The following is a 21,652-nucleotide window of genomic DNA, read 5'->3' as shown; positions in this document are numbered from 1 at the left end:
TAGAGCTGTTACTGCGCTTTCGCGCCCTGCAAAATCCATTCGACCAGCCGTTCGATGTCGCCGTCGGCGACATGCCCTTGGGGCGGCATCGGCACCGCCCCCCAGACGCCCTGGCCGCCGGCCTTCACCTTGGCGGCCAGCTTCGCCGCGGCATCGGCCTGCCCCCGGTATTTTTGGGCAATTTCATTGTAACCGGGACCGACGATCCCTTTCTCGACGCCATGGCAGGCCATGCAGCCCTTTTCGTTGGCAAGCGCCAGCACGGCGGAGGCTGCGGCGACGGCATCGCTGCCTTCCGCAGGCTCCGGCGCGCCGGTGGGTTTGCCGCGCGTCTGGCCCACCGGGCGGTTCTGCTCCGCCAGGTTGCCGTGGGCATCCTGCGCATAGTCGGGCAGCGCCGAGGCGATCTCCACCTTCTCCTTGCAGTCCTTCATGCAGACCACATTGACGACGTCGGGCTTGCCACCGTTGCCGAGGCCGCCACCGGACGAGGGCGCGCCCGGCCACATGCCGTGCTCGGTCGTCATGCCGTTGCGGTTGGGCATGCGCGCCTGCACTTCGTGGATGTTCTCGTCGCTCAGCACGTAGTCGACCGGCACGATTTCGCCCAGGTTCAGCAGGTAGGCAAGAACCGCATAGACGTCGTCGGGCGCGAGCGACTTCGGCGCAGTCCAGGGCATCGCGCGCTGGATGTAGTCGAACAGCGTCGACACCGTCGGTACCTTCATCAAGGTTGTGCGCTGCGGGAAGGAGCCATCGATCAGCGCCGCGACGCGGCCGGTCTCGATGTCTTGCAGCGTGGTGCCGCCGGCGATAGGTGTGAACACCTCGTTGGACTCGCCGAAGATGCCGTGGCAGCTCGCGCAATGAGCTTCCCACAATTCCATGCCGCGATCGACGTCGCCGGAACCTTTCGGCAGGCCGGTGAAATCCGGCCGCACGTCGATGTCCCAGGCGCGCACTTCGGCCTCGGTCGCCGCGCGGCCGATGCCCGGATAGCGATCGAAAGCTGCCGCCGAAGCCGCGGCGGCAAGGATCCCGAGAGCGATCAGCGTCTTACAGAACCTGGACATTGCTGACCTCCCCGGACTCGACCACCTTCCAGGACTGGATGGCATTGTTGTGGTAGATGGACCGGGTGCCGCGCACCTTGCGCAACTGGCCGTAGCTCGGCTGGACATGGCCGGTTTCATCCACCGCGCGCGACTGCAGGATGGCGGGCTTGCCGTCCCACACCCAGCCGATGTTGAAGCGCGTGACCGCCTTCGACAGCACCGGCGTCTCCAGCCGCGCCTCGCGCCAGTTGATGCCGCCATCGGTGGAGACATCGACGCGGGTGATCCTGCCGCGCCCCGACCAGGCCATGCCGGAGATGTTGTAGAAGCCCTTGTCGAGCAGCAGTTGGCCGCCCGACGGCGTGGTGATGACCGATTTGCATTCCTGCACCGAGGTGTACTGGCGGTGCAGGCCATCCGGCATCAGGTCGATGTAATGCACCGCCTCGTCCTTGGTCGCCCAGGGCTTGTCGCCGACCTCGATGCGGCGCAGCCACTTCACCCAGCTCACGCCCTGCACGCCCGGCACCACGAGGCGCAGCGGATAGCCGTTCTCGGGACGCAGCATCTCGCCGTTCATGCCATAGGCGACGAAGACTTCGCCGGACTCGATCAGTTCCATCGGGATGGTACGGGTCATCGACGAGCCATCGGCGCCTTCGGCCAGCACGTAGCGGCCTTGCTTGTAGTCGGCACCGCACATGTCGAGGATTTCCTTCAGCGGCACACCGGTGAACTCCGAACAGGAGAGCATGCCGTGCGAGTACTGGACGGTGGGCACCGCGACGTTGCCCCACTCCATGCCGGTATTGGCGCCGCACTCGATGAAGTGGATGCGCGACACCGACGGCAGGCGCATCAGATCGTCCATCGTGAACACCGCATTGGTCCTGACCAGGCCGTTGATCATCAGGCGGTGCTTCGACGGATCGACGTCGTGCCAACCCTGGTGATGACGCTCGAAATGCAGGCCGGAAGGCGTGATGATGCCGAACAGCCCCTGCAAGGGCGTGAACGCCACCGACGAGCCGCCGACCCGTGTCAGGCCCGGGCTCTCGCGCCGCCGCAGGCCGCGCTCGTACCTCGACGGCATGCCGTAGGGGTTCGCCGCCACCGGCAGGCCGAGCGAAGTGCTCCACGGCGGCAGGTTCAGGATCGCAGGATCACCCTCGCCCGCAGCGCGCACCGCTGCGGGTACCGCCATCGCCGCCGAAGCGGCCAGAAAGGCCTTGCGCAGGAAATCCCGCCGCCCGTCCTTCACCGCCACGATCTGCTCGGCGGTGAGGAAATTCTCCGGTGCCGGCCTCACCCGGCCAAACCGGGCATCGATGTCTGCCATGCGTGCAATCCCCCCTCCGGATACGCTATCAGTAATGCTTATGAATGCATTTGCCTATTTAGACTCAATCTAAAAGCACATCAAAATATAGTCAAGAACTAATATTTATGCAGCGCAGCATTGGCCGCGATTCCTGCAAAGCAATGCGGAAAGCTTGCGCATGCCGCAGCATCGATGTGGCTATACTCTGCGTCGCCGGCCCTCGCCTGCACACAGAATGCGCGCCGGGCGGCCCTTTCGGGGCCTGGCGCACTCCATATCGGTACAAGAATCGGAGGGACATCCTTGTGAATCTCAAGCACGCCCTGGCCATGCTCGGCCTCGTCGGGCTCAGCGCTGCGGCGCAGGCCCAGGACCCCAATCTGGCCCGCAACCTCGCCGCCACCTGCGCGAACTGTCACGGCACCAACGGACACAGCGTCGGCGGCATGGACTCTCTCGCCGGTGAAGCCCAGGACAAGCTGATGCAGAAGCTGATGGACTTCAAGTCGGGCGACAAGCCGGCGACGATCATGCACCAGATCGTCAAGGGCTACACCGATGAACAGCTCACGCTCATCACCGCCTGGTTCGCGGCGCAGAAATAAGGGAGAGACAGGACGATGTTCACCAGACGCGATTTTCTCAAGACCGCCGGCATCGCCGCAGCAGGCAGCACCACGCTCGCCGGACTGTCCGCCTGTGCCACGGCGGGCGGCAAGAGCCGGGGCCACGTCGTCATCGTCGGCGGCGGCTACGGCGGCGCGACCGCGGCCAAGTACCTGCGCATGTGGAGCAATGGCACGGTCGACGTGACGCTGATCGAGCGCAACCCCGTTTTCATCTCATGCCCGATCTCGAACCTCGTGATCGGCGGCGTCAAGCAGATGGAAGACATCACGGTCGGCTACGACAACCTGAAGTCGAAATGGGGCGTTCGTATCGTCACCGACGAAGTCACCGCCATCGACACCGACAAGCGCACGGTCGCCACGGCGCGGAACGGTTCGCTGGGCTACGACCGCCTGGTGCTGTCGCCCGGCATCGATTTCATCCCCGGTGCAGTCGGCGGACTGGACGGCAATCAAGAGCGCATCCCGCACGCCTGGAAGGCCGGCCCCCAGACCGTGCTGCTGCGCAAGCAGTTGCAGGACATGGCCGATGGCGGCGTGTTCGCGCTGCACATTCCCAAGGTGCCCTACCGCTGCCCGCCCGGCCCCTACGAGCGCGCCTGCGTCGTCGCCAATTACCTGCGCGCCGCCAAGCCGAAATCCAAAGTGCTGGTGCTCGATTCCAACGAAGAAATCCAGTCGAAGAAGGGGCTGTTCACCAAGGCTTTCGAAAGCTACAAGGGCCTGATCGAGTACGTGCCCAACAGCTCGCTGCAGAGCGTCGATGCGGCCAGCCTCACCGCCGAACTCGAATTCGACAGCGTCAAGGCCGATGTGCTGAACGTGATCCCGCCGATGCGGGCCGGCGACATCGCGCTGAAGGCCGGCCTGCCGCTGATCAACGAGCGCTGGGTCGACATCGACTGGCTGACGATGGAAGCCAAGGGCGTGCCGGGCGTGCATGTGCTGGGCGACGCGCTGTTCCCGGCGCCGACGATGCCGAAGTCCGGCCACATGGCCAACCAGCACGCCAAGGTGGCGGCGGCGGCGATCCTGAACCTGTTCGACGGCATCGCCCCCAACCCGGCGCCGGTGGTGATGAACACCTGCTACAGCTTCGTCGACGACCGCAACGTCATCCACGTCGCCTCGGTGCACCAGTACGACGCCGAGAAGAAGCAGCCGATGCCGGTACAGGGCGCAGGCGGCGTATCGGCAGCCGCCAACGAGATCGAAGGCAAGGCGGCACTGGCCTGGGCGAGGAACATCTGGGCCGACATGCTGGCCTGAGACATCATCTCCGCTTCGAGAACGGGAGCGCGGCCATCGGCCCGCTCCCGTTTTTTCATCCCTGCCCGCTCATGCCGGCCTGCATTCGAAGCGAGAACAAGGCCGAGCAACCCGGGGATCAGTCCAGCGTGCTGACGTAGAGCGATACGGCCTTGATCTCCAGTTCGGTCAGCTTCGACGCGATCGAATGCATGACTGCGTTGTCGTTGGTACGCTCGCGCTGGCCGAAGGATTTCAACTGGCTCTCGATGTACTTGGGCACCTGTCCGGCGAGCCTGGGCAACTGGTCGGTGCCGAGCCCCCGCTCGCCATGACAGGAAGCGCAGGCGGGCACGCCCGATTCCTCGTTGCCCCGATGAAACACGAAGCGCCCCACGCCGGCGAGTTCGGCATCGCGTGCCTGGCGTGGCTTGGTCGGCTTGCTTTCGAAGAACACGCCCAGCGCCAGCATTTCCTCGGGCGTCAGGCCCTCCGCCATGCTGGCCATGGTGTCGCTCTTGCGCCGGCCGGACTGGAAGTCCGCCAGTTGCCTGGCGATGTACTGGTGATGCTGGCCCGCCAGCCGCGGATACAGGGCCGATGCACTCTCCCCGTCCGCCCCATGGCACAGCGAACAGCGTCCGGCGCTGATCTGCGCAGCCCGCTCCAGATCGACTTCGGGCAAATCCGCGGCAGTTGCAGCAAAAGATAGACAGCAGGCAAAGCCTGCCGCCGACACGGTCTTCTTCCACATTTTCATCATTCCCCCATGGCGCTCCGCGGCAAGAGAATCAAACCCGGCACGAGGGAAAATATCAGAATCCACCGCAGCGCTGAATGCGGCCTGTCGTGCAGGACCAGCCGAGTTCCAGCATCCACGGCGCCTGTGCCTGCCACAGCGCGGCCTCGACGTAGGCAACCATCGGCTGGGGCAACTGCTTGCGTGCGCACCACACCATGTCGTCGCATTTGCCGGGCTCGAGGTTCTCCGGCTCGCCGCTCCAGCGGGCCGCACGCACGAAGAAGTCGATGCGATTGGTGTCCGACAGGCGATGCACCACCCCCAGCCATTCGAGATCGCGCTCGAGCACCGACAGGCCGGTTTCCTCGCGCAGTTCGCGCACTGCAGCGGCAAGGACCGATTCGCCCGGCTCGACGTGCCCGCCGGGCAGGCTGTAGCGCCCGTCGAAGAAGCCCGTGCCGGCACGGCGCATCAGCAGCACCCGGCCTTCGCGCTCGCAGACGACGTGCACGCCGGTCGGAATGCCCGGATGCTGCATCAGTGCTTGCCGGTGCTGCCGAAACCGCCGGCGCCGCGCTCGCTGGCATCGAAATCGTCGACGACGTTGAAGCCGACCTGCAGTACCGGCACCACCACCAGCTGTGCGATCCGCTCCATCGGCTGGATGGTGAAACTGGCGCGCCCGCGGTTCCACACCGAAACGAAGATCTGCCCCTGGTAATCCGAATCGATCAGGCCGACCAGGTTGCCCAGCACGATGCCGTGCTTGTGGCCCAGCCCGGAACGCGGCAGCACCATCGCCGCCAGGCCCGGATCGGCCAGATGGATCGCCAGCCCGCTGGGCACCAGCGTGGTTTCCCCCGGATGCAGGGTGATCGGCGCCGGCAGGCAGGCCCGCAGGTCGAGGCCGGCGGCCCCGCTGGTGGCATAGGCCGGCGGATGCGCCTTGAGCCGTTCGTCGAGCAGTTTCACGTCGATGCGATGCATTTTCATCTCCTTGGCCGGCGCCGCAGCGCACGTCCGGTGTTCGGGGCAGGCCTCAGCGCCCCGCCGCTTCCAGCAGGCCGGCCAGGTGCTCGACGATGCCGCGGGCGAGCTCGGTTTTCGGCGCCCGCGGCAGCGGATGGCGGCCCGCATCGTCGTACAGCACGACCACGTTGTCGTCCGAACCCATGCCGTCCTGCACCAGGTTGCCCACCAGCATCGGCAGGCGCTTCTTCTGCCGCTTGCCTTCGGCGTAGGCGTCGAGATCCCGGCTCTCGGCAGCGAAACCGACGCAGAAAGGCGCATCCGGCAAGGCCGCGACTTCGGCCAGGATGTCCGGATTCTGGGTCAGTTCCAGCGTCAGGATGCCATCCTTTTTTTTCATCTTGTGCTCGGCGACTTCCAGCGGCCGGTAGTCGGCCACCGCGGCGACGCCGATGAACACGTCCGCCCCCGGCAGCGCCGCATGCACCGCGTCGCGCATGTCGCGCGCGCCCGCCACGCCGATCCGCCGGACGCCGGCCGGCACCGGCAGCGCGACCGGCCCGCTCACCAGCACGACCTCGGCGCCCGCCTGGGCGCAGGCGCGCGCCAGCGCATAGCCCATCTTGCCCGAACTGATGTTGGTGATGCCGCGCACCGGATCGATCGCCTCGAAAGTCGGGCCGGCGGTCAGCACGACCTTGCGGCCGGCCAGGCGCTTGGCGACGAAATACGCTTCCAGGTGTTCGAGCAGTTCCTCGGCTTCGAGCATCCGCCCCATGCCGACCTCGCCGCAGGCCTGCTCGCCTGCCGCCGGGCCGAACAGCGTGACGCCATCGCCGCGCACCAATGCCACGTTGCGCTGGGTGGCCGGCGCCTCCCACATCTGCCGGTTCATCGCCGGGGCGACGATCAGCGGCACGTCCCGGGCCAGGCACAGCGTGGTCAGCAGATCGTCCGCCCGCCCCTGGGCGAGCCGGGCGATGAAGTCGGCCGTGGCCGGCGCCACCAGGATGGCATCCACGTCGCGGCCGAGATCGATGTGCGCCATGTTGTTCGGCATGCGCGCATCCCACAGGTCGCTCCAGACCGGGTTGCCCGACAGCGCCTGGAACGTGACCGCGGTCACGAAGCGCGCGCCCGCCTCGGTCAGCACGACGTGTACGTCCGCTCCCGCCTTGCCCAGCAGCCGCACCAGCTCCGCCGCCTTGTAGGCCGCCACGCCGCCCGTCACACCGACGACGATCTTCCTGCCCTGTAGTGTATTCATGACATCAGCTTATAATCCCGCAGCACCGCGCTGCATTCGACGACAATCCCGGGCGGAAGCAGCCTGCCGGAGAGCCTGCATCTTCGGCAATCAGCCTTCCCCGCCAGCCTGAAGGAACCCGCGCCCATGGCAATCACCGACTGGCCCGCAGACGAACGCCCCCGCGAAAAACTCCTCGCCCGCGGTGCGGGCGCCCTGTCCGACGCCGAGCTCCTCGCCCTGTTCCTGCGCGTCGGCATCCGGGGCCATACCGCGGTCGATCTCGCACGGCAGTTGATCAGCCATTTCGGCTCCCTGACCCGGCTGTGCTCGGCCAGCGCGAGCGACTTCGCCGCCCTGCCCGGCATGGGGCTGGCGAAGTATGCCCAACTGCAGGCCGTCATGGAACTGGCGCGGCGCGCGCTGGGCGAAACGCTGTCCGAGCGTGCGCTGTTCGATTCGCCCCAGGCCGTGCGCGACTGGCTGGGCCTGCGGCTCGGCCATCTGCCGCACGAAACCTTCTGCATCATGCTGCTCGACGCCCGCCATCGCCTGATCGAGGCGGTGGACCTGTTCCGCGGCACCTTGACGCAGACCAGCGTCTACCCGCGCGAAGTCGTCAAGCTCGTGCTGTCGCGCAACGCCGCTTCGGTGATCCTCGCCCACAACCATCCGTCCGGCGCCGCCGAACCGAGCACGGCCGACGAAGTGCTGACCCGCACGCTCAAGGATGCGCTTGCCCTCATCGACGTCCGCGTTCTCGACCACTTCGTCGTCCCCGCGCACGGCAAGCCGGTCTCGTTTGCCGAACGCGGCTTGCTTTGAGGCGGGAAATCGGTTCCAATGCCGGCCCCACGAGCAATTTCCCGCACCCGGCACTTGCCTTCCTGACCCAGGATGCAGTATCCTCGTGCGTTTTCCGCAATCAGAATCCCCTGGAGCATCGTATGGCTCGCGTCTGCCAAGTGACCGGTAAAGCACCGATGGTGGGAAATAACGTTTCCCACGCCAACAACAAAACCAAGCGCCGCTTCCTGCCCAACCTGCAAAACCGCCGGTTCTGGAGCGAGGGCGAAAACCGCTGGATCCGCCTGCGCGTTTCCAATGCCGGCCTGCGCACCATCGACAAGAAGGGCATCGACGTCGTCGTTGCCGAGCTTCGCGCCCGCGGCGAGAAGCTGTAAGCAACAACACTAAACGGAGAACGCCATGGCCAAGGGCATCCGCGAAAAGATCAAGCTCGAATCCACCGCCGGTACGGGGCACTTCTACACCACGTCGAAGAACAAGCGCACCACCCCGGAAAAGCTCGAATTCAACAAGTACGATCCCGTTGCTCGCAAGCACGTGCCGTACAAGGAAATCAAGCTGAAGTAAGCTCGCCGAAGCCGGCACGGCAAGCGCCCCGGAAGCACCAAGGGCACAGGCTAGCAGAGCAAGCGAACCAAGGCAGAAGGGCCATCGAGTGATCGATGGCCCTTCTGCCTTTTGCATCCGGCGCTGCTTCAAATCGAACGTACGATGAAGCAGACATGATGTCCGCCGGATACGGCTCCGGTGTCTCCGGCTTCAGGTACGCTGGACTCAGGCGCGCTGGATGTTGGATGCCTGCTTGCCCTTGGGTCCCTGCGTAACCTCGAAGGAAACCTTCTCGCCTTCCTTCAGACTCTTGAAACCGCTCATGTTGATGGCGGAGAAGTGCGCGAACAGATCCTCGCTGCCATCATCGGGCGTGATGAAACCGAAACCCTTGGAATCGTTGAACCACTTCACGGTACCAGTTGCCATATTGCTTCGTTCCTTCAAGGTTGCTTGATGCGGCCATCTCCGGCCGGTATATCGGCGCCGCCAGCAACTTGAAGAAGCATCGACGGAAAGCACCCCGAAACCGGATTCCGGGAACGCTCCGGGAAAGCGTCGTATCAAGCCAAGACTGCGCACGGCCTCGTTTTTACGCAGTTGCCCGAAGAGCGTCAACGGTCTGACCACGGCATTTTTTTGCGGCGGCGCAACAGCCGAACCCCTTGAAATTCGCGGAAAACAACCCAGTTGTCTTGAGCGGCAAGGGCTCCAGGTTTTTTCGCAGCGCACGATCGGCACTCCATCCCTGCGCGACGGCACCGGCAAGGGCACGGCCGGATTCGCACCAGCCACGAAAGGCGTCAGAAAGTTCGCTCATCGTGTTTCTCCTGTGTTGCACTCCGCAATGACTTCATTAGAATGGTTTTCATGGGTACCCGGAAACAAGATGAATTCGTCCTCGAGGCGAAGCGGACGCGCACCCGTCCACCACCGATGTACAAGGTGCTTCTGCTCAACGACGACTACACGCCGATGGATTTCGTCATCGTCGTTCTGCAGAAATATTTCGGCATGGATCGCGAACGTGCCACGCGAGTCATGCTCCAAGTTCACAGAGAGGGCATGGGGGTGTGCGGCGTCTTTCCCCGGGACATCGCATCGACCAAGGTCGAGCAGGTCGCCTCGTTTGCTCGTCAGCATCAACATCCGCTGGCATGCGTGATGGAGGAAAATTGAATGATCGCGCAAGAGCTTGAAGTGAGCCTGCACATGGCCTTCGTGGAGGCACGTCAGAAGCGTCACGAATTCATCACCGTCGAGCACCTGCTGCTCGCCCTGCTGGACAACCCGTCGGCGGCCGAAGTGCTGCGCGCGTGTTCGGCCAACATCGACGAGCTGCGCCAGGAACTGGGCAATTTCGTCAATGAGCACACGCCGCGCATCGAAGGCAGCGACGAGATCGACACCCAGCCGACACTCGGCTTCCAGCGTGTCATCCAGCGCGCCATCCTGCACGTGCAGTCGTCGGGCAAGAAGGAAGTCACCGGCGCGAACGTGCTGGTGGCGATCTTCGGCGAGAAGGACTCGCACGCCGTCTATTACCTGCAGCGCCAGAACATCTCGCGCCTGGACGTCGTCAACTTCATCTCGCACGGCATCGCCAAGAGCCCGCCGCAGGGCAGCGGCGCGCAGAACCGCAGCGAATCGGATCAGAATGCCGACCAGGAACAGGACGAGAAGTCGGCCGGCGGCGCGCTCGAAAGCTACACCCAGAACCTGAACCAGCAGGCACTGGTGGGCAAGATCGACCCGCTGATCGGACGCGAGAAGGAAGTCGAGCGCGTCATCCAGACCCTGTGCCGGCGGCGCAAGAACAACCCGCTGCTGGTCGGCGAGGCCGGCGTCGGCAAGACGGCGATCGCCGAAGGCCTGGCACGCCGAATCATCGAAGGCCGCGTGCCGGAAATCCTCGAGAATGCCCAGGTGTTCGCCCTCGACATGGGTGCCCTGCTCGCCGGCACCAAGTACCGCGGCGATTTCGAGCAGCGCCTGAAGGCCGTGCTGAAGCAGCTCACCGAGAATCCGAACGCCATCCTGTTCATCGACGAGATCCATACCCTGATCGGTGCGGGCGCGGCATCGGGCGGCACGCTGGATGCTTCCAACCTGCTGAAGCCGGCGCTGTCCTCGGGCCAGCTGAAGTGTATCGGCGCGACCACCTACAACGAATTCCGCCAGATCTTCGAGAAGGATCACGCCCTGTCGCGGCGCTTCCAGAAGATCGACGTCGTCGAGCCCTCGGTGGCCGAAACGGTCGAGATCCTGAAGGGGCTCAAGAGCCGCTTCGAGGAGCATCACGGCATCAAGTACAGCAATTCGGCGCTGTCGAGCGCCGCCGAACTGTCGGCCAAGTACATCAATGACCGCCATCTGCCGGACAAGGCGATCGACGTCATCGACGAGGCCGGCGCCGCGCAGCGCATCCTGCCCAAGTCGAGGCAGAAGAAGACCATCGGCAAGAACGAGATCGAGGAGATCGTCGCCAAGATCGCCCGCATCCCGCCGCGCACGGTGTCCAACGACGACAAGGCTGCACTGAAGACGCTCGATCGCGACCTGAAGAACGTGGTGTTCGGCCAGAACGCCGCGATCGAAGCACTGGCGAAGGCGATCAAGATGTCGCGCTCGGGCCTCGGCAACCCGCAGAAGCCGATCGGCTCCTTCCTGTTCTCCGGTCCCACCGGCGTCGGCAAGACCGAAGTCGCACGCCAGCTCGCCTACACGCTGGGCATCGAACTGGTGCGCTTCGACATGTCCGAATACATGGAGCGCCATGCGGTCAGTCGCCTGATCGGCGCGCCGCCAGGCTACGTCGGCTTCGACCAGGGCGGCCTACTGACCGAGCAGATCACCAAGAAGCCGCATTGCGTGCTGCTGCTCGACGAGATCGAGAAAGCCCATCCGGACATCTACAACATCCTGCTGCAGGTCATGGACCACGGCACGCTGACCGACAACAACGGCCGGCAGGCGGATTTCCGCAACGTCATCATCATCATGACGACCAATGCGGGCGCCGAATCGATGCAGAAGGCGGTGATCGGCTTCTCGGCCAAGCGCGAGGCCGGTGACGAGATGGCCGACATCAAGCGCCTGTTCACGCCCGAGTTCCGCAACCGGCTGGATGCGATGATCTCGTTCAAGGCGCTCGACAACGAAGTCATCCTGCGCGTGGTCGACAAGTTCCTGATGCAGCTCGAAGCCCAGTTGCACGAGAAGAAGGTCGAGGCGCACTTCAGCGACGAACTGAAGGCCTGGCTGACCGAAAAGGGTTTCGATCCGTTGATGGGCGCCCGTCCGATGGCACGCCTGATCCAGGACACGATCCGCTCCGCGCTGGCCGACGAACTGCTGTTCGGCCGCCTGGCCAATGGCGGCAAGGTCAGCATCGAGCTCGACGAGGACGAGAAGGTCACGCTGGTCTTCGAGGAAGCGGAAACCGCCGCGACCGCCTGACATCCTCTCACCGCCGGACGGCGCCTCCCCTTTGCGGGAGGCGCCGTTTTCTTGCGCTGTCCGTATCTCAGCATCGGCGCGACCTGGGCACATATCCCCCGCCTCCTGCATGCCACGGCACAGGACGCTGGACTATCATGCGCGCTGCCGGCGACAAGCCACCCCATCGACAAGGAGCAGACATGAACATCCAGACAGCCGATCTGTGCGACGCCCACGACGACAAGCTCGCCGTCGTCAGCCCCATGTTCCGCAGCTACGGCGGACGCAGCGCCTTCGGCGGCCCGATCAGCACGCTGAAGCTCTTCGAAGACAACTCCTTCGTGCGCAAGGCGGTCGAATCCGCCGGCAACGGCCGGGTACTGGTCATCGACGGCGGCGCCTCGATGCGCTGCGCGCTGGTGGGCGACCAGCTCGCCGAACTGGCCGTCAGGAACGGCTGGGCCGGAATCATCGTCTACGGCTGCATCCGCGACTCGAAGGCCATCGGCGGCATGGACCTCGGCGTCTTCGCCCTCGGCACCCATCCGCGCAAGACGGTCAAGCGCAATGTCGGTGAAGTCGATGTGCCCGTGAGCTTCGGCGGCGTGAGCTTCGTGCCGGGCCACCACGTCTATGCCGACGAGGACGGCGTCGTCGTGTCGGAAACCGCCCTGCTCTGACGCATCGCGTGCACGGAACCGCTGCGGGACGCGGGCTCCGCACGAGCACGGACACCGCAGTGCAGCACCGAAGTGTGGAAATCCATTTCACAAGGCTCACTTTCGTTTCACCTTCCGAAATCAGAAAAACAAATCAATGTTTTCATTGATAAAAATTCTTTCTTATGTCTTATATAAGACATATTGCTGCTAAGCGGAAACCCTCCTATACTTCTTTCCCATCGACAAGGCGTTTTTCCCTCGAATGCCCTTGCGACGGATACACCGCGACCGACGCCCGAACCGGCCGCGATGGTTGACACCCTTCTGCACTGAAAAGGAAGCATCATGACGCTGACCCGCGAACAGCAAATCGCCGCTCTGGAAAAGGACTGGGCCGAGAACCCCCGTTGGAAAGGCATCAAGCGCGGCTACTCCGCCGCCGACGTCGTCCGCCTGCGCGGCAGCCTGCAGCCCGAATACACGCTGGCCCAGCGCGGCGCCAAGCTGCTGTGGGAGCGTGTCAATGGCGGCGCCAAGAAAGGCTACGTGAATGCCTTCGGCGCCATCACCGCGGGCCAGGCCATGCAGCAGGCCAAGGCCGGCCTCGAGGCCGTGTATCTGTCCGGCTGGCAGGTCGCCGCCGACGGCAATACCTCCGAGACCATGTACCCGGACCAGTCGCTGTACGCCTACGACTCGGTGCCGACCATGGTTCGCCGCATCAACAACACCTTCAAGCGCGCCGACGAAATCCAGTGGTCGCGCGGCATCAACCCCGGCGACAAGGAGTTCATCGACTACTTCCTGCCGATCGTGGCTGACGCCGAAGCCGGCTTCGGCGGCGTGCTGAACGCCTTCGAACTGATGAAGAACATGATTGCCGCCGGTGCCGCCGGCGTGCACTTCGAAGACCAGCTGGCAGCGGTGAAGAAGTGCGGCCACATGGGCGGCAAGGTGCTGGTGCCGACCCAGGAAGCGGTCGAGAAGCTGATCTCCGCCCGCTTCGCCGCCGACGTCATGGGCGTGCCGACCATCATCCTGGCCCGTACCGACGCCGAAGCAGCCAACCTGATCACCTCGGACCACGACGCCAACGACAAGCCCTTCCTCACCGGCGAACGCACCCAGGAAGGCTTCTACCGCGTCAAGAACGGCCTGGAGCAGGCCATCAGCCGCGGCATCGCCTACGCGCCGTATGCCGACCTGGTCTGGTGCGAAACCGGCACCCCTGATCTGGGCTTTGCCCGCGAGTTCGCGCAGGCCGTGCATGCCGCCTGCCCGGGCAAGCTGCTGTCCTACAACTGCTCGCCGTCCTTCAACTGGAAGAAGAACCTCGACGACGCCACCATCGCCAAGTTCCAGGACGAACTGTCGGCGCTGGGCTACAAGTACCAGTTCATCACCCTGGCCGGCATCCACGTCAACTGGTTCAACACCTTCAAGTTCGCCCACGCCTACGCCCGCGGCCAAGGCATGAAGCACTACGTCGAAATGGTGCAGGAACCCGAGTTCGCCGCCCGCGAACAAGGCTACACTTTCGTGTCGCACCAGCAGGAAGTCGGTGCCGGCTACTTCGACGACGTGACCACCGTGATCCAGGGCGGTTCGTCCAGCGTCAAGGCGCTGACCGGCTCGACCGAGGAAGAGCAGTTCCACTAAGCCGGACTGCTCTCCCATCGAGACGAAAGGCCATCCCGCGGGATGGCCTTTTTCCATTCGGGCAGCGCGCCGATCAGCCGCGCGGCTCACGCATGCCGCGTTCGCCCTTGCCGGGGCCCCTGTCACCCTTCTTGCCGAAATCATGGCGCCCCGCCTTCTGGAACTCGGCGTCGAACACCGTCTTCTGCGCGCTGCCGAGCGTGGCATAGAAGGTTTCGACCGCCTTGCGGGTTTCCGCCATATCGGCCAGGCGCAGCTTGCCGGCTTCCTCCATGCGCTGCATGCGCTCGATCGCGGTCGCCGGCCTGGCTCCCGCGCGACCTGCGGCCATGGTCTCCGCCATGCGCTCGGCGCGTGCCTTCATCGTATTCTTGAAGGTCTCGAAAGCCGGTTTCTGCTCCGCACTCAAGGCAAGCGCCAGCTCCAGCCGGGCCATCTGCAGTTCGACGCGCTGGGCCATGCGCTGCTTCACCTGTGCCGGCTCCATCTGTGCGCAGCTGGCCTTGCCGCCATGCGGGCCGTAGCCATGTCCGCCCCAGGCAAGCGCGGCCGTGGTGCCGAGACCGGCGGTGGCGATGACGGCGGCGGCGATCGAGGTCTTCATCCAGGTCTTCATGGTGCTTCTCCTTTCGGTTTGGTTCGTCGTGCCCGTCCGTTCGGGCGACGGAGTCATTTCAACACCTTGATGTAAGCCGCGTTTGTCCGTATCCCCCCGGTTTGCAGCCTCGTGTCTCCCACCCCCGGATTGATACGCTGGGATACAAAAGCAGGTGGGCGGAGGCTTAAGATTCGCCCCATCGAAAACACCGGCACCGATGCGATGAGCCAGCAAGACCACATCCTGATCGTCGATGACGACCGCGACATCCGCAACCTGCTCGCCGACTACCTCGAAAAGCAGGGCCTGCGCTGCACCACCGCAGCCGACGGGCGCGAGATGAAAGCCGCACTGGAGCAGCACCGCATCGACCTGATCGTGCTCGACGTGATGATGCCGGGCGAGGACGGCCTGACCCTGTGCCGCAACCTGCGCGCGGCCGGCGGCCCGCCGTCGAACATCCCGATCCTGATGCTCACCGCCCGCGGCGACGACATGGACCGCATCCTCGGCTTGGAAATGGGTGCGGACGACTATCTGACCAAGCCCTTCGTGCCGCGCGAACTGTACGCGCGCATCCGCGCCGTGCTGCGCCGCACGCGCGCGCTGCCGCCCAACCTCGACGCCGCGCCGCCGGCCAATGCGCGCGAGCTGCGCTTCGCCCAATGGCGGCTGGACACCGTCAACCGCCACCTGATCGACACGGCCGGCACCGTCGTCGCCCTGTCGGGCGCGGAATACCGCATGCTGTCGATCTTCCTGTCGCACCCGCAGAAAGTCCTGTCGCGCGACCAGTTGATGGAACTGACCCAGGGGCGCGAAGCGGACGTCTTCGACCGCTCGATCGACCTGCAGGTCAGCCGCCTGCGCCAGCGCCTCGGCGACAACGCGCGCGAACCGGCGATCATCAAGACGGTGCGCAACGAAGGCTACGTGCTGGCCACCGAGGTCAGCGTCGTCGCTCCGGACGCCTCATGAAACTGCCCTGGCCCCGCAGCCTGTTCGCCCGCCTGATGCTGATCCTGCTGGTCGGCGTCCTGGTCGTCATCGCGGTCAGCGTCGCGCTCTTCGTCAGCGAACGCGAGCGCATCGGGCGCAGCGCGCTGTTCGAGAGCGTGGCCCAGGAGATCGCCGCCGCCGCGGACGTGCTCGATCGCCTCGGCCCCGCCGAGCGCGCGCGCTGGATCGACGAACTCGGCCGCCGCCGGCTGCGGCTGGCACTGCGCCAGCCGTCCGAACGCCTGCAGCCGCTGCCCGCCGGCCACCCACTGCCCACGGCGCTGCGTGCCGCGATGCCGGAGCGGACCACCGCGGCCTATGCCCAGAACCGTCCCGGCATGCCGCATGCCGTGGTGGTCGCCGTGGTCGAGCTCGCCGACGGCATCCCGCTGCAGGTCCGCCTGCCCGGCATCCCGCCTTCACCCCCGATCCGTCCACCCGAGCCGGATCAGTTGATCGCCGCGCTGGCCGCGCTGGTCGGCGGCGTCGGCCTGCTGACCTGGTTCGCGGTCCGGCTGGCGACCCGCCCGCTGTCGCGCATGACCGAAGCCGCCCGTGCGCTCGGCGAGGATCCGGAGCGCGCGCCGCTCGACACCCAGGGTCCGACCGAAGTCAGCCAGGCCGCTCAAGCCTTCAACCAGATGCAGCAGCGCATCCGCGACTATGTCAGCGAGCGCACCCGCATCCTGGCCGCCATCTCGCACGATCTGCAGACGCCGATCACGCGGCTGCGGCTGCGCGCGGAGCTGGTCGACGACGATGAGCTTCGCAGCCGCATCCAGGCCGATCTCGACAGCATGCAGGCACTGGTCAAGGAAGGGCTCGCCTATGCCCGCAGCCTGGACGACGCCACGCCTGCGCAGCCGATCGACCTCGACCGGCTGCTCGAAGCCCTGCGCGACGACGCCACCGACATGGGCTGGAAAGTCCGGCTCGACGGCCGTGCCGATGCACCGCTGGTCGCCCAGCCGACGGCCTTGCGGCGCGCGCTGTGGAACCTGATCGAGAACGGCGTCAAGTTCGGCGGCGAAGTCGACATCGCCGTCGCCGCCAGGCCGGGCGCCTTCGAGATCCGCATCCGCGACCGTGGCCCCGGCCTGCCGGAAGATCAGCTGGAAAAAGTCTTCGAGCCCTTCTACCGGCTCGAAACCTCGCGCAACCGGGAAACCGGCGGCACCGGCCTGGGCCTTGCCATCACCCGCAACCTGCTGCGCCGTCAGCGTGGCGAAGTACAGCTGCGCAATGCCGCCGCAGGCGGACTGGAAGCCACGGTCCTGCTGCCGCGCTCAGGCGAAGCTGCAGCGCAGCAGTGATTTCCGCACAGGCCTGATCCGGATTCCGCGCACGCGGCGTGCCGATGTGGTTCAATGCCGGGCTCTGTCGCTGCACCGCAACATTTCATGCCTGCTTTCTGGATGCTCGTTTCCTGCCTGCTGTTCGCCTGCATGGGCGTCTGCGTCAAGCTCGGCTCGAGCACGTTCTCGACCGGCGAAGTCGTGTTCTACCGCGGCATCGTCAGCGTTGCGATGATGGTCGTGATCGCCAGGCTCAAGGGCATCCGGCTGCGCACCCCCCACTGGCGCATGCACGTGTCGCGCAGCGTGTCCGGGTCGACTGCGCTGAGCTGCTACTTCTTCGCCATCGGCAGCCTCCCGCTCGCGACTGCGGTGACGCTCAACTACACCTCGCCGATCTTCGTCGCCCTGCTGCTGGCGCTGGTCTTCCGCGAGAAGCTGCGCTGGACCGGCATGCTTTCGCTGGCGATCGGCTTTGCCGGCGTCGTGCTGCTGCTGCGCCCGACGCTGGCCGCCGAGCAGTGGCTGGGGGCGGCCGTCGGCCTCGGTTCCGGCGCGATCGCCAGCATCGCCTACATCAGCGTGCGCGAACTGGGGAAGGCCGGCGAGCCGGAAGTGCGCACGGTGTTCTGGTTCTCGCTGGTCACGATGCTGTTCGGTCTTGCCGGCGCACTGTATGCCGGCCCGCACCTGCCCGATCTGCAGGAGCTCGTCATCCTGCTCGGCATCGGCGTCTTCGGCGGCCTTGCCCAGCTCGCCATGACCCGTTCCTACAGCTACGGCCACACCATGCTGTCGGCCAACCTCAGCTACGCCACCGTCGTCTTCGCCAGCCTGTTCGGCGCCCTGTTGTGGGACGAGATCATGCCTTGGATGAGCTGGATCGGCATCGCCTGCATCGTCGCCAGCGCGATCATGATCTCGCTGCGCCCGCGCCGCAGCAGCTGAAACGGCGGCTGAGGCGCCCCCCCACTGATTGAGCCGGATCGATGCGAAGGCTATAGTAGTAGGCAACCAGTCCAAGACGACGGAGGCCGCAATGATCAGCATCGAGCACCGCGACAACCTGGTCGCTATCACCGTTTTCGGTGAATTCGCGCTGGCCGACTACAAGGAGTTCGAGGAACTGGTCAATTACAAGATCCAGTTCGCCGGATCGATCGACCTGTTTTTCGACCTGCGCGAAATGGTGGGCTTCACGCTCGACGTGGCGTGGGAGGAAATCAAGTTCTCGCGCCAGCATGCCCATGATTTCCGCCGTATCGCCGTGCTGACCGACGACCAGTGGCTGACCTGGAGCGCCTGGGTGTCACAGCTGTTCGTCGATGCCGAAGTCCAGGTATTCGACGACGAAACCGAAGCCCGTAGCTGGCTGGACATGACGGCCGAGGCTGCCGAGTGAACGCTTCCTACGCGACGCTGATCGGCCCGGTAGAGCTCGCACAACGGCTCCATTCGCCCGACTGGGTCGTGTTCGACTGCCGCTTCGATCTGTGCAATACGGATTTCGGCCTGCACGCCTATCTGGGGCAGCACATTCCGGGCGCCTTCTTCCTGGATCTGGAAACCGACCTCTCGGCGCCCCGGACGGGCGTCAACGGCCGCCACCCCCTGCCCGACCCTGCGAAGCTCGCCGCCCGCCTGGAAGCATGCGGCGTCAGCCATCATACCCAGGTGGTCGCCTACGACGACGCCTGCGGCATGTTCGCCGCACGGCTATGGTGGCTGCTGCGCTGGCTCGGGCATAACCGCGTCGCCGTGCTGGACGGTGGCCTGCAAGCCTGGTCCAGCGCCGGTCTGCCGCTCGACTCGGCCCAGCCCGAAGCGCAGCCCGCCACCTATGCCCTGGCCCCGCGGGCGAATCGGGTCGATGCGGATTTCGTCCTCGGTCATCTGGGCCAGCCGCAGATACTGCTGATCGACGCCCGCAGCCCGGACCGCTTCCGTGGCGAGAACGAAATGCTTGACCCGGTGGGCGGCCACATCCCCGGCGCCATCAACCGCTTCTTCCGCGACAACCTGCAGCCCGACGGCCGCTTCAAGCAGGCATCCGTGCTGCGCGAGGAGTTCGGCGCGCTGCTGGGGAATCATCCTCCGCAACAAGTCGTACACCACTGCGGCTCCGGCGTGACAGCCTGCGTCAACGTGCTGGCGATGGAGTCGGCCGGCCTGTCCGGCTCGCTGCTCTACGCCGGCTCGTGGAGCGAATGGTGTGCCGACCCCCGGCGGCCGGTTGCGACCGGCCCCGCCTAAGGCTCAACCCAGCCTGAACGGGGCCCGGCCTGAACGCTCCCGCGCTGCAGACCGCGCGTCAGGCGCTCACCAATCGATTTTTTCCACCTGCCCCAGCGAACGGCCGAGGAAACGCTCGCCGATCGTCTGGAAGCGCAGCGGCACGTCGCTGACGACGAAGCGGTAGCGCGCCGCAGCGCCGGCGCCGCGCGCCAGCCCCGCCTGCTGCAGGCGCCGTGCGGCGAATTCCGCCGTCGTCACCGCCGAATCGATCAGCCTCACGTCCGGCCCCGCAACGTCGCGCAGCAAGGGCTTGAGCAGCGGATAGTGGGTGCAGCCCAGCACCAGGCTGTCGACTTCCTCGGCCAGCACCGGGCGCAGGTACTCCTGCGCCGTCAGGCGCGTCACCGGGTGATCGAGCCAGCCTTCCTCGACCAGTGGCACGAACAGGGGACAGGCCTGGGAATACACCCGCACCGACGGATCGAGCTCGTGCATGCGCCGGGCATAGGCATTGCTGTTGATCGTAGTCGGCGTGCCGATCACGCCGATGCGCCGCCCGCCTGCGGGCGACACCGCGGCGCGCGCGCCCGCCTCGATCACGTCGAGCACCGGAACGCCGCGCGCCAGGCGGTGGACGAGGTCGGCAGCGACGGCCGCCATCGTGTTGCAGGCGATGATCAGCATCTTCACGTCGCAGCGCAGCAGGTAATCGGTGATCTGCGCGGTGAACTGCTCGATCGTCGCCACCGACTTGACGCCGTAGGGCACGCGCGCGGTATCGCCGAAATAGACGATGTTCTCCAGCGGCAAGCGCTCCATCAGCGCCCGCACGACGGTGAGGCCGCCGACGCCGGAATCGAACACGCCGATCGGGCGTGCAGCATCGGCAGCTTTCATGCCTCGCCGCCCTTCATGCGCAGGGCGCGGTTCAAGCCAGCACCACCGAAGCGAACTTGCGCTTGCCGACCTGCAGCACCACCTTCTCGCCTGCCTGCAGCAGCAGGCCCTTGTCTTCGGCGCGCTCGCCGTTGATGCGGACCGCCCCCTGATCGATCATGCGCATCGCCTCGGACGTGCTTCCGGTCAGCCCGGCCTGCTTCAGCACCTGGAACAGCACGATGCCTTCGGCGCCGGCGGGCACCGTCACCTCCGGGATGTCGTCCGGGATCGCGTTGCGCTGGAAACGCGCCTCGAAGTCGGCCTGCGCTTCCTCGGCGGCCTGCGCGCCATGGAAGCGCGCCACCAGTTCCTGCGCCAGCATCACCTTGACGTCACGCGGGTTGCGGCCGCCCTCGACTTCGCGCTTCAGGCCCTCGATCTCGGCCGTGGAGCGGAAGGACAGCAGATCGTAGTAGCGCCACATCAGGGTATCGGACACCGACATCGTCTTGCCGAAGATCTCCTTCGGCGCCTCCGAAATGCCGATGTAGTTGCCGAGCGACTTCGACATCTTGTTGACGCCGTCCAGGCCTTCGAGCAGCGGCATCATCAGCACGCACTGCGGTTGCTGGCCGTAGTGCTTCTGCAGTTCGCGCCCCATCAGCAGATTGAAGCGCTGATCGGTGCCACCCAGTTCGATGTCCACCTTCATCGCCACCGAATCGTAACCCTGGCACAGCGGGTAGAGGAACTCGTGGATCGCGATCGGCTGGTTGCTGCCGTAGCGCTTGGCGAAATCGTCGCGCTCGAGCATGCGGGCAACGGTCTGCTGCGCCGCCAGGCGGATCATGCCGGCGCTGCCCAGCCCTTCCATCCAGGTGGAATTGAAGCAGATCTCGGTCTTCTCGGGGTCGAGAATCTTGAACACCTGATCCTGGTAGGTTCTCGCGTTCTCCATGATCTGTTCGCGCGACAAGGGTGGCCGGGTGGTGTTCTTGCCGCTCGGATCGCCGATCATGCCGGTGAAATCGCCGATCAGGAACATGATGTGATGCCCCAGTTCCTGGAAATGGCGCATCTTGTTGATCACTACCGTGTGGCCCAGATGCAGGTCGGGCGCCGTCGGGTCAAAGCCCACCTTCACGCGCAGAGGCCGGCCGGTCTTCAGTCGCTCGGCCAGTTCGGCCTCGATCAGCAATGTGTCGCAGCCGCGCTTGATCAGCTCCATGGCGGCCTGAACATCAGTCATTCTCATTTCTCCAAAAATACATTCCCGAATGCAAGGGCAGATTTGCTAGAATTCCAGAAATTTTTT

25 protein-coding genes are annotated in these 21,652 nt (G+C 65.3%); 14 read left to right on the top strand and 11 right to left on the bottom strand.

The features are described from left to right. Window positions 1-8: 8 nt before the first annotated feature. On the bottom strand, window positions 9-1,073 hold the full coding sequence (locus tag TBU01S_RS08205) for a c-type cytochrome (RefSeq protein WP_068636153.1): 1,065 nt from the start codon (window positions 1,071-1,073) through the stop codon (window positions 9-11). Further along, entirely contained in the window at window positions 1,057-2,394 is a 1,338-nt protein-coding gene (gene soxC / locus TBU01S_RS08200; RefSeq protein WP_068636152.1) for a sulfite dehydrogenase, read from the bottom strand. Before soxC ends, TBU01S_RS08205 begins: the two co-directional genes overlap by 17 nt. Before the next feature lie 287 nt (window positions 2,395-2,681). Between soxC and TBU01S_RS08195 the strand changes: the two genes are divergently transcribed. Beyond that, on the top strand, window positions 2,682-2,981 hold the full coding sequence (locus tag TBU01S_RS08195; protein ID WP_068636151.1) for a c-type cytochrome: 300 nt from the start codon (window positions 2,682-2,684) through the stop codon (window positions 2,979-2,981). A gap of 15 nt (window positions 2,982-2,996) precedes the next feature. Beyond that, window positions 2,997-4,274, top strand: a complete 1,278-nt coding sequence (locus TBU01S_RS08190) for an FCSD flavin-binding domain-containing protein (protein ID WP_068636150.1) — start codon at window positions 2,997-2,999, stop codon at window positions 4,272-4,274. 118 nt (window positions 4,275-4,392) lie between these two features. Here TBU01S_RS08190 and TBU01S_RS08185 read toward each other — a convergent pair whose 3' ends face one another. The 4 genes from TBU01S_RS08185 to coaBC form a co-directional block, all read right to left on the bottom strand. Further along, entirely contained in the window at window positions 4,393-5,007 is a 615-nt protein-coding gene (locus TBU01S_RS08185) for a c-type cytochrome (protein WP_083953519.1), read from the bottom strand. A gap of 61 nt (window positions 5,008-5,068) precedes the next feature. Continuing rightward, window positions 5,069-5,533, bottom strand: coding sequence for an NUDIX hydrolase (locus TBU01S_RS08180; RefSeq protein ID WP_068636149.1), 465 nt, complete (start codon window positions 5,531-5,533; stop codon window positions 5,069-5,071). Continuing rightward, complete coding sequence (gene dut / locus TBU01S_RS08175) at window positions 5,533-5,982, bottom strand: dUTP diphosphatase (protein ID WP_068636148.1); 450 nt, start codon at window positions 5,980-5,982, stop codon at window positions 5,533-5,535. Before dut ends, TBU01S_RS08180 begins: the two co-directional genes overlap by 1 nt. Window positions 5,983-6,034: 52 nt before the next feature. Further along, window positions 6,035-7,231, bottom strand: coding sequence for a bifunctional phosphopantothenoylcysteine decarboxylase/phosphopantothenate--cysteine ligase CoaBC (gene coaBC / locus TBU01S_RS08170; RefSeq protein ID WP_068636147.1), 1,197 nt, complete (start codon window positions 7,229-7,231; stop codon window positions 6,035-6,037). A 126-nt stretch (window positions 7,232-7,357) separates the two neighbouring features. On the opposite strand from coaBC, the gene radC reads away from it, so the two are divergent. The 3 genes from radC (at window position 7,358) to rpmG (ending at window position 8,587) form a co-directional block, all read left to right on the top strand. Next, window positions 7,358-8,035: a RadC family protein gene (gene radC / locus TBU01S_RS08165; RefSeq protein ID WP_068636146.1), complete on the top strand. Its 678-nt coding sequence runs from the start codon at window positions 7,358-7,360 to the stop codon at window positions 8,033-8,035. A 122-nt stretch (window positions 8,036-8,157) separates the two neighbouring features. Continuing rightward, window positions 8,158-8,394, top strand: coding sequence for a 50S ribosomal protein L28 (gene rpmB / locus TBU01S_RS08160; protein WP_068636145.1), 237 nt, complete (start codon window positions 8,158-8,160; stop codon window positions 8,392-8,394). A gap of 25 nt (window positions 8,395-8,419) precedes the next feature. Continuing rightward, window positions 8,420-8,587: a 50S ribosomal protein L33 gene (gene rpmG / locus TBU01S_RS08155; RefSeq protein WP_068636144.1), complete on the top strand. Its 168-nt coding sequence runs from the start codon at window positions 8,420-8,422 to the stop codon at window positions 8,585-8,587. A 207-nt stretch (window positions 8,588-8,794) separates the two neighbouring features. Here rpmG and TBU01S_RS08150 read toward each other — a convergent pair whose 3' ends face one another. Beyond that, window positions 8,795-8,998, bottom strand: a complete 204-nt coding sequence (locus TBU01S_RS08150) for a cold-shock protein (protein WP_002924494.1) — start codon at window positions 8,996-8,998, stop codon at window positions 8,795-8,797. 163 nt (window positions 8,999-9,161) lie between these two features. Beyond that, a complete protein-coding gene (locus tag TBU01S_RS23810; protein ID WP_157659112.1) occupies window positions 9,162-9,389 on the bottom strand; it encodes a hypothetical protein in 228 nt (75 codons plus the stop codon). Window positions 9,390-9,439: 50 nt separating this feature from the next. Between TBU01S_RS23810 and clpS the strand changes: the two genes are divergently transcribed. From clpS to aceA, 4 genes are all read left to right on the top strand, one after another. Further along, window positions 9,440-9,748, top strand: a complete 309-nt coding sequence (gene clpS, locus TBU01S_RS08145) for an ATP-dependent Clp protease adapter ClpS (RefSeq protein WP_068636212.1) — start codon at window positions 9,440-9,442, stop codon at window positions 9,746-9,748. After that, window positions 9,749-12,028: an ATP-dependent Clp protease ATP-binding subunit ClpA gene (clpA, locus tag TBU01S_RS08140; protein ID WP_068636143.1), complete on the top strand. Its 2,280-nt coding sequence runs from the start codon at window positions 9,749-9,751 to the stop codon at window positions 12,026-12,028. A gap of 182 nt (window positions 12,029-12,210) precedes the next feature. Then, complete coding sequence (gene rraA, locus TBU01S_RS08135; protein WP_068636142.1) at window positions 12,211-12,690, top strand: ribonuclease E activity regulator RraA; 480 nt, start codon at window positions 12,211-12,213, stop codon at window positions 12,688-12,690. A 327-nt stretch (window positions 12,691-13,017) separates the two neighbouring features. Then, on the top strand, window positions 13,018-14,331 hold the full coding sequence (aceA, locus tag TBU01S_RS08130; protein ID WP_068636141.1) for an isocitrate lyase: 1,314 nt from the start codon (window positions 13,018-13,020) through the stop codon (window positions 14,329-14,331). 73 nt (window positions 14,332-14,404) lie between these two features. Here aceA and TBU01S_RS08125 read toward each other — a convergent pair whose 3' ends face one another. Further along, window positions 14,405-14,947: a Spy/CpxP family protein refolding chaperone gene (locus TBU01S_RS08125; RefSeq protein ID WP_068636140.1), complete on the bottom strand. Its 543-nt coding sequence runs from the start codon at window positions 14,945-14,947 to the stop codon at window positions 14,405-14,407. Between the two features lie 204 nt (window positions 14,948-15,151). Between TBU01S_RS08125 and TBU01S_RS08120 the strand changes: the two genes are divergently transcribed. The 5 genes from TBU01S_RS08120 to TBU01S_RS08100 all read left to right on the top strand — a co-directional run bounded on the left by TBU01S_RS08120 (window position 15,152) and on the right by TBU01S_RS08100 (window position 19,476). Beyond that, on the top strand, window positions 15,152-15,907 hold the full coding sequence (locus TBU01S_RS08120) for a response regulator (protein ID WP_068636139.1): 756 nt from the start codon (window positions 15,152-15,154) through the stop codon (window positions 15,905-15,907). Then, a complete protein-coding gene (locus TBU01S_RS08115; protein WP_068636138.1) occupies window positions 15,904-17,241 on the top strand; it encodes an ATP-binding protein in 1,338 nt (445 codons plus the stop codon). The genes TBU01S_RS08120 and TBU01S_RS08115 overlap by 4 nt, the downstream gene beginning before the upstream one ends. An 87-nt stretch (window positions 17,242-17,328) precedes the next feature. After that, a complete protein-coding gene (locus TBU01S_RS08110) occupies window positions 17,329-18,171 on the top strand; it encodes a DMT family transporter (protein WP_068636137.1) in 843 nt (280 codons plus the stop codon). A 91-nt stretch (window positions 18,172-18,262) separates the two neighbouring features. Further along, the gene (locus TBU01S_RS08105) at window positions 18,263-18,625 is read left to right on the top strand and encodes a SpoIIAA family protein (RefSeq protein WP_068636136.1); all 363 of its coding nucleotides are present in this window, start codon (window positions 18,263-18,265) and stop codon (window positions 18,623-18,625) included. Continuing rightward, window positions 18,622-19,476 carry a sulfurtransferase gene (locus TBU01S_RS08100; RefSeq protein WP_068636135.1) on the top strand — a complete coding sequence of 285 codons (855 nt, stop codon included), beginning with the start codon at window positions 18,622-18,624 and terminating at the stop codon, window positions 19,474-19,476. Before TBU01S_RS08105 ends, TBU01S_RS08100 begins: the two co-directional genes overlap by 4 nt. Window positions 19,477-19,542: 66 nt before the next feature. Here TBU01S_RS08100 and murI read toward each other — a convergent pair whose 3' ends face one another. Further along, entirely contained in the window at window positions 19,543-20,355 is an 813-nt protein-coding gene (gene murI, locus TBU01S_RS08095) for a glutamate racemase (protein ID WP_068636134.1), read from the bottom strand. A 31-nt stretch (window positions 20,356-20,386) separates the two neighbouring features. Next, window positions 20,387-21,586 carry a tyrosine--tRNA ligase gene (gene tyrS / locus TBU01S_RS08090; RefSeq protein ID WP_068636133.1) on the bottom strand — a complete coding sequence of 400 codons (1,200 nt, stop codon included), beginning with the start codon at window positions 21,584-21,586 and terminating at the stop codon, window positions 20,387-20,389. Window positions 21,587-21,652: the final 66 nt, after the last annotated feature.

This window comes from Thauera butanivorans NBRC 103042, from assembly GCF_001591165.1.
Taxonomy (GTDB): Bacteria; Pseudomonadota; Gammaproteobacteria; order Burkholderiales; family Rhodocyclaceae; genus Thauera; species Thauera butanivorans.
Note: the sequence above shows the minus strand (reverse complement) of the source record. Positions and strands in the feature narration are given on the sequence as shown.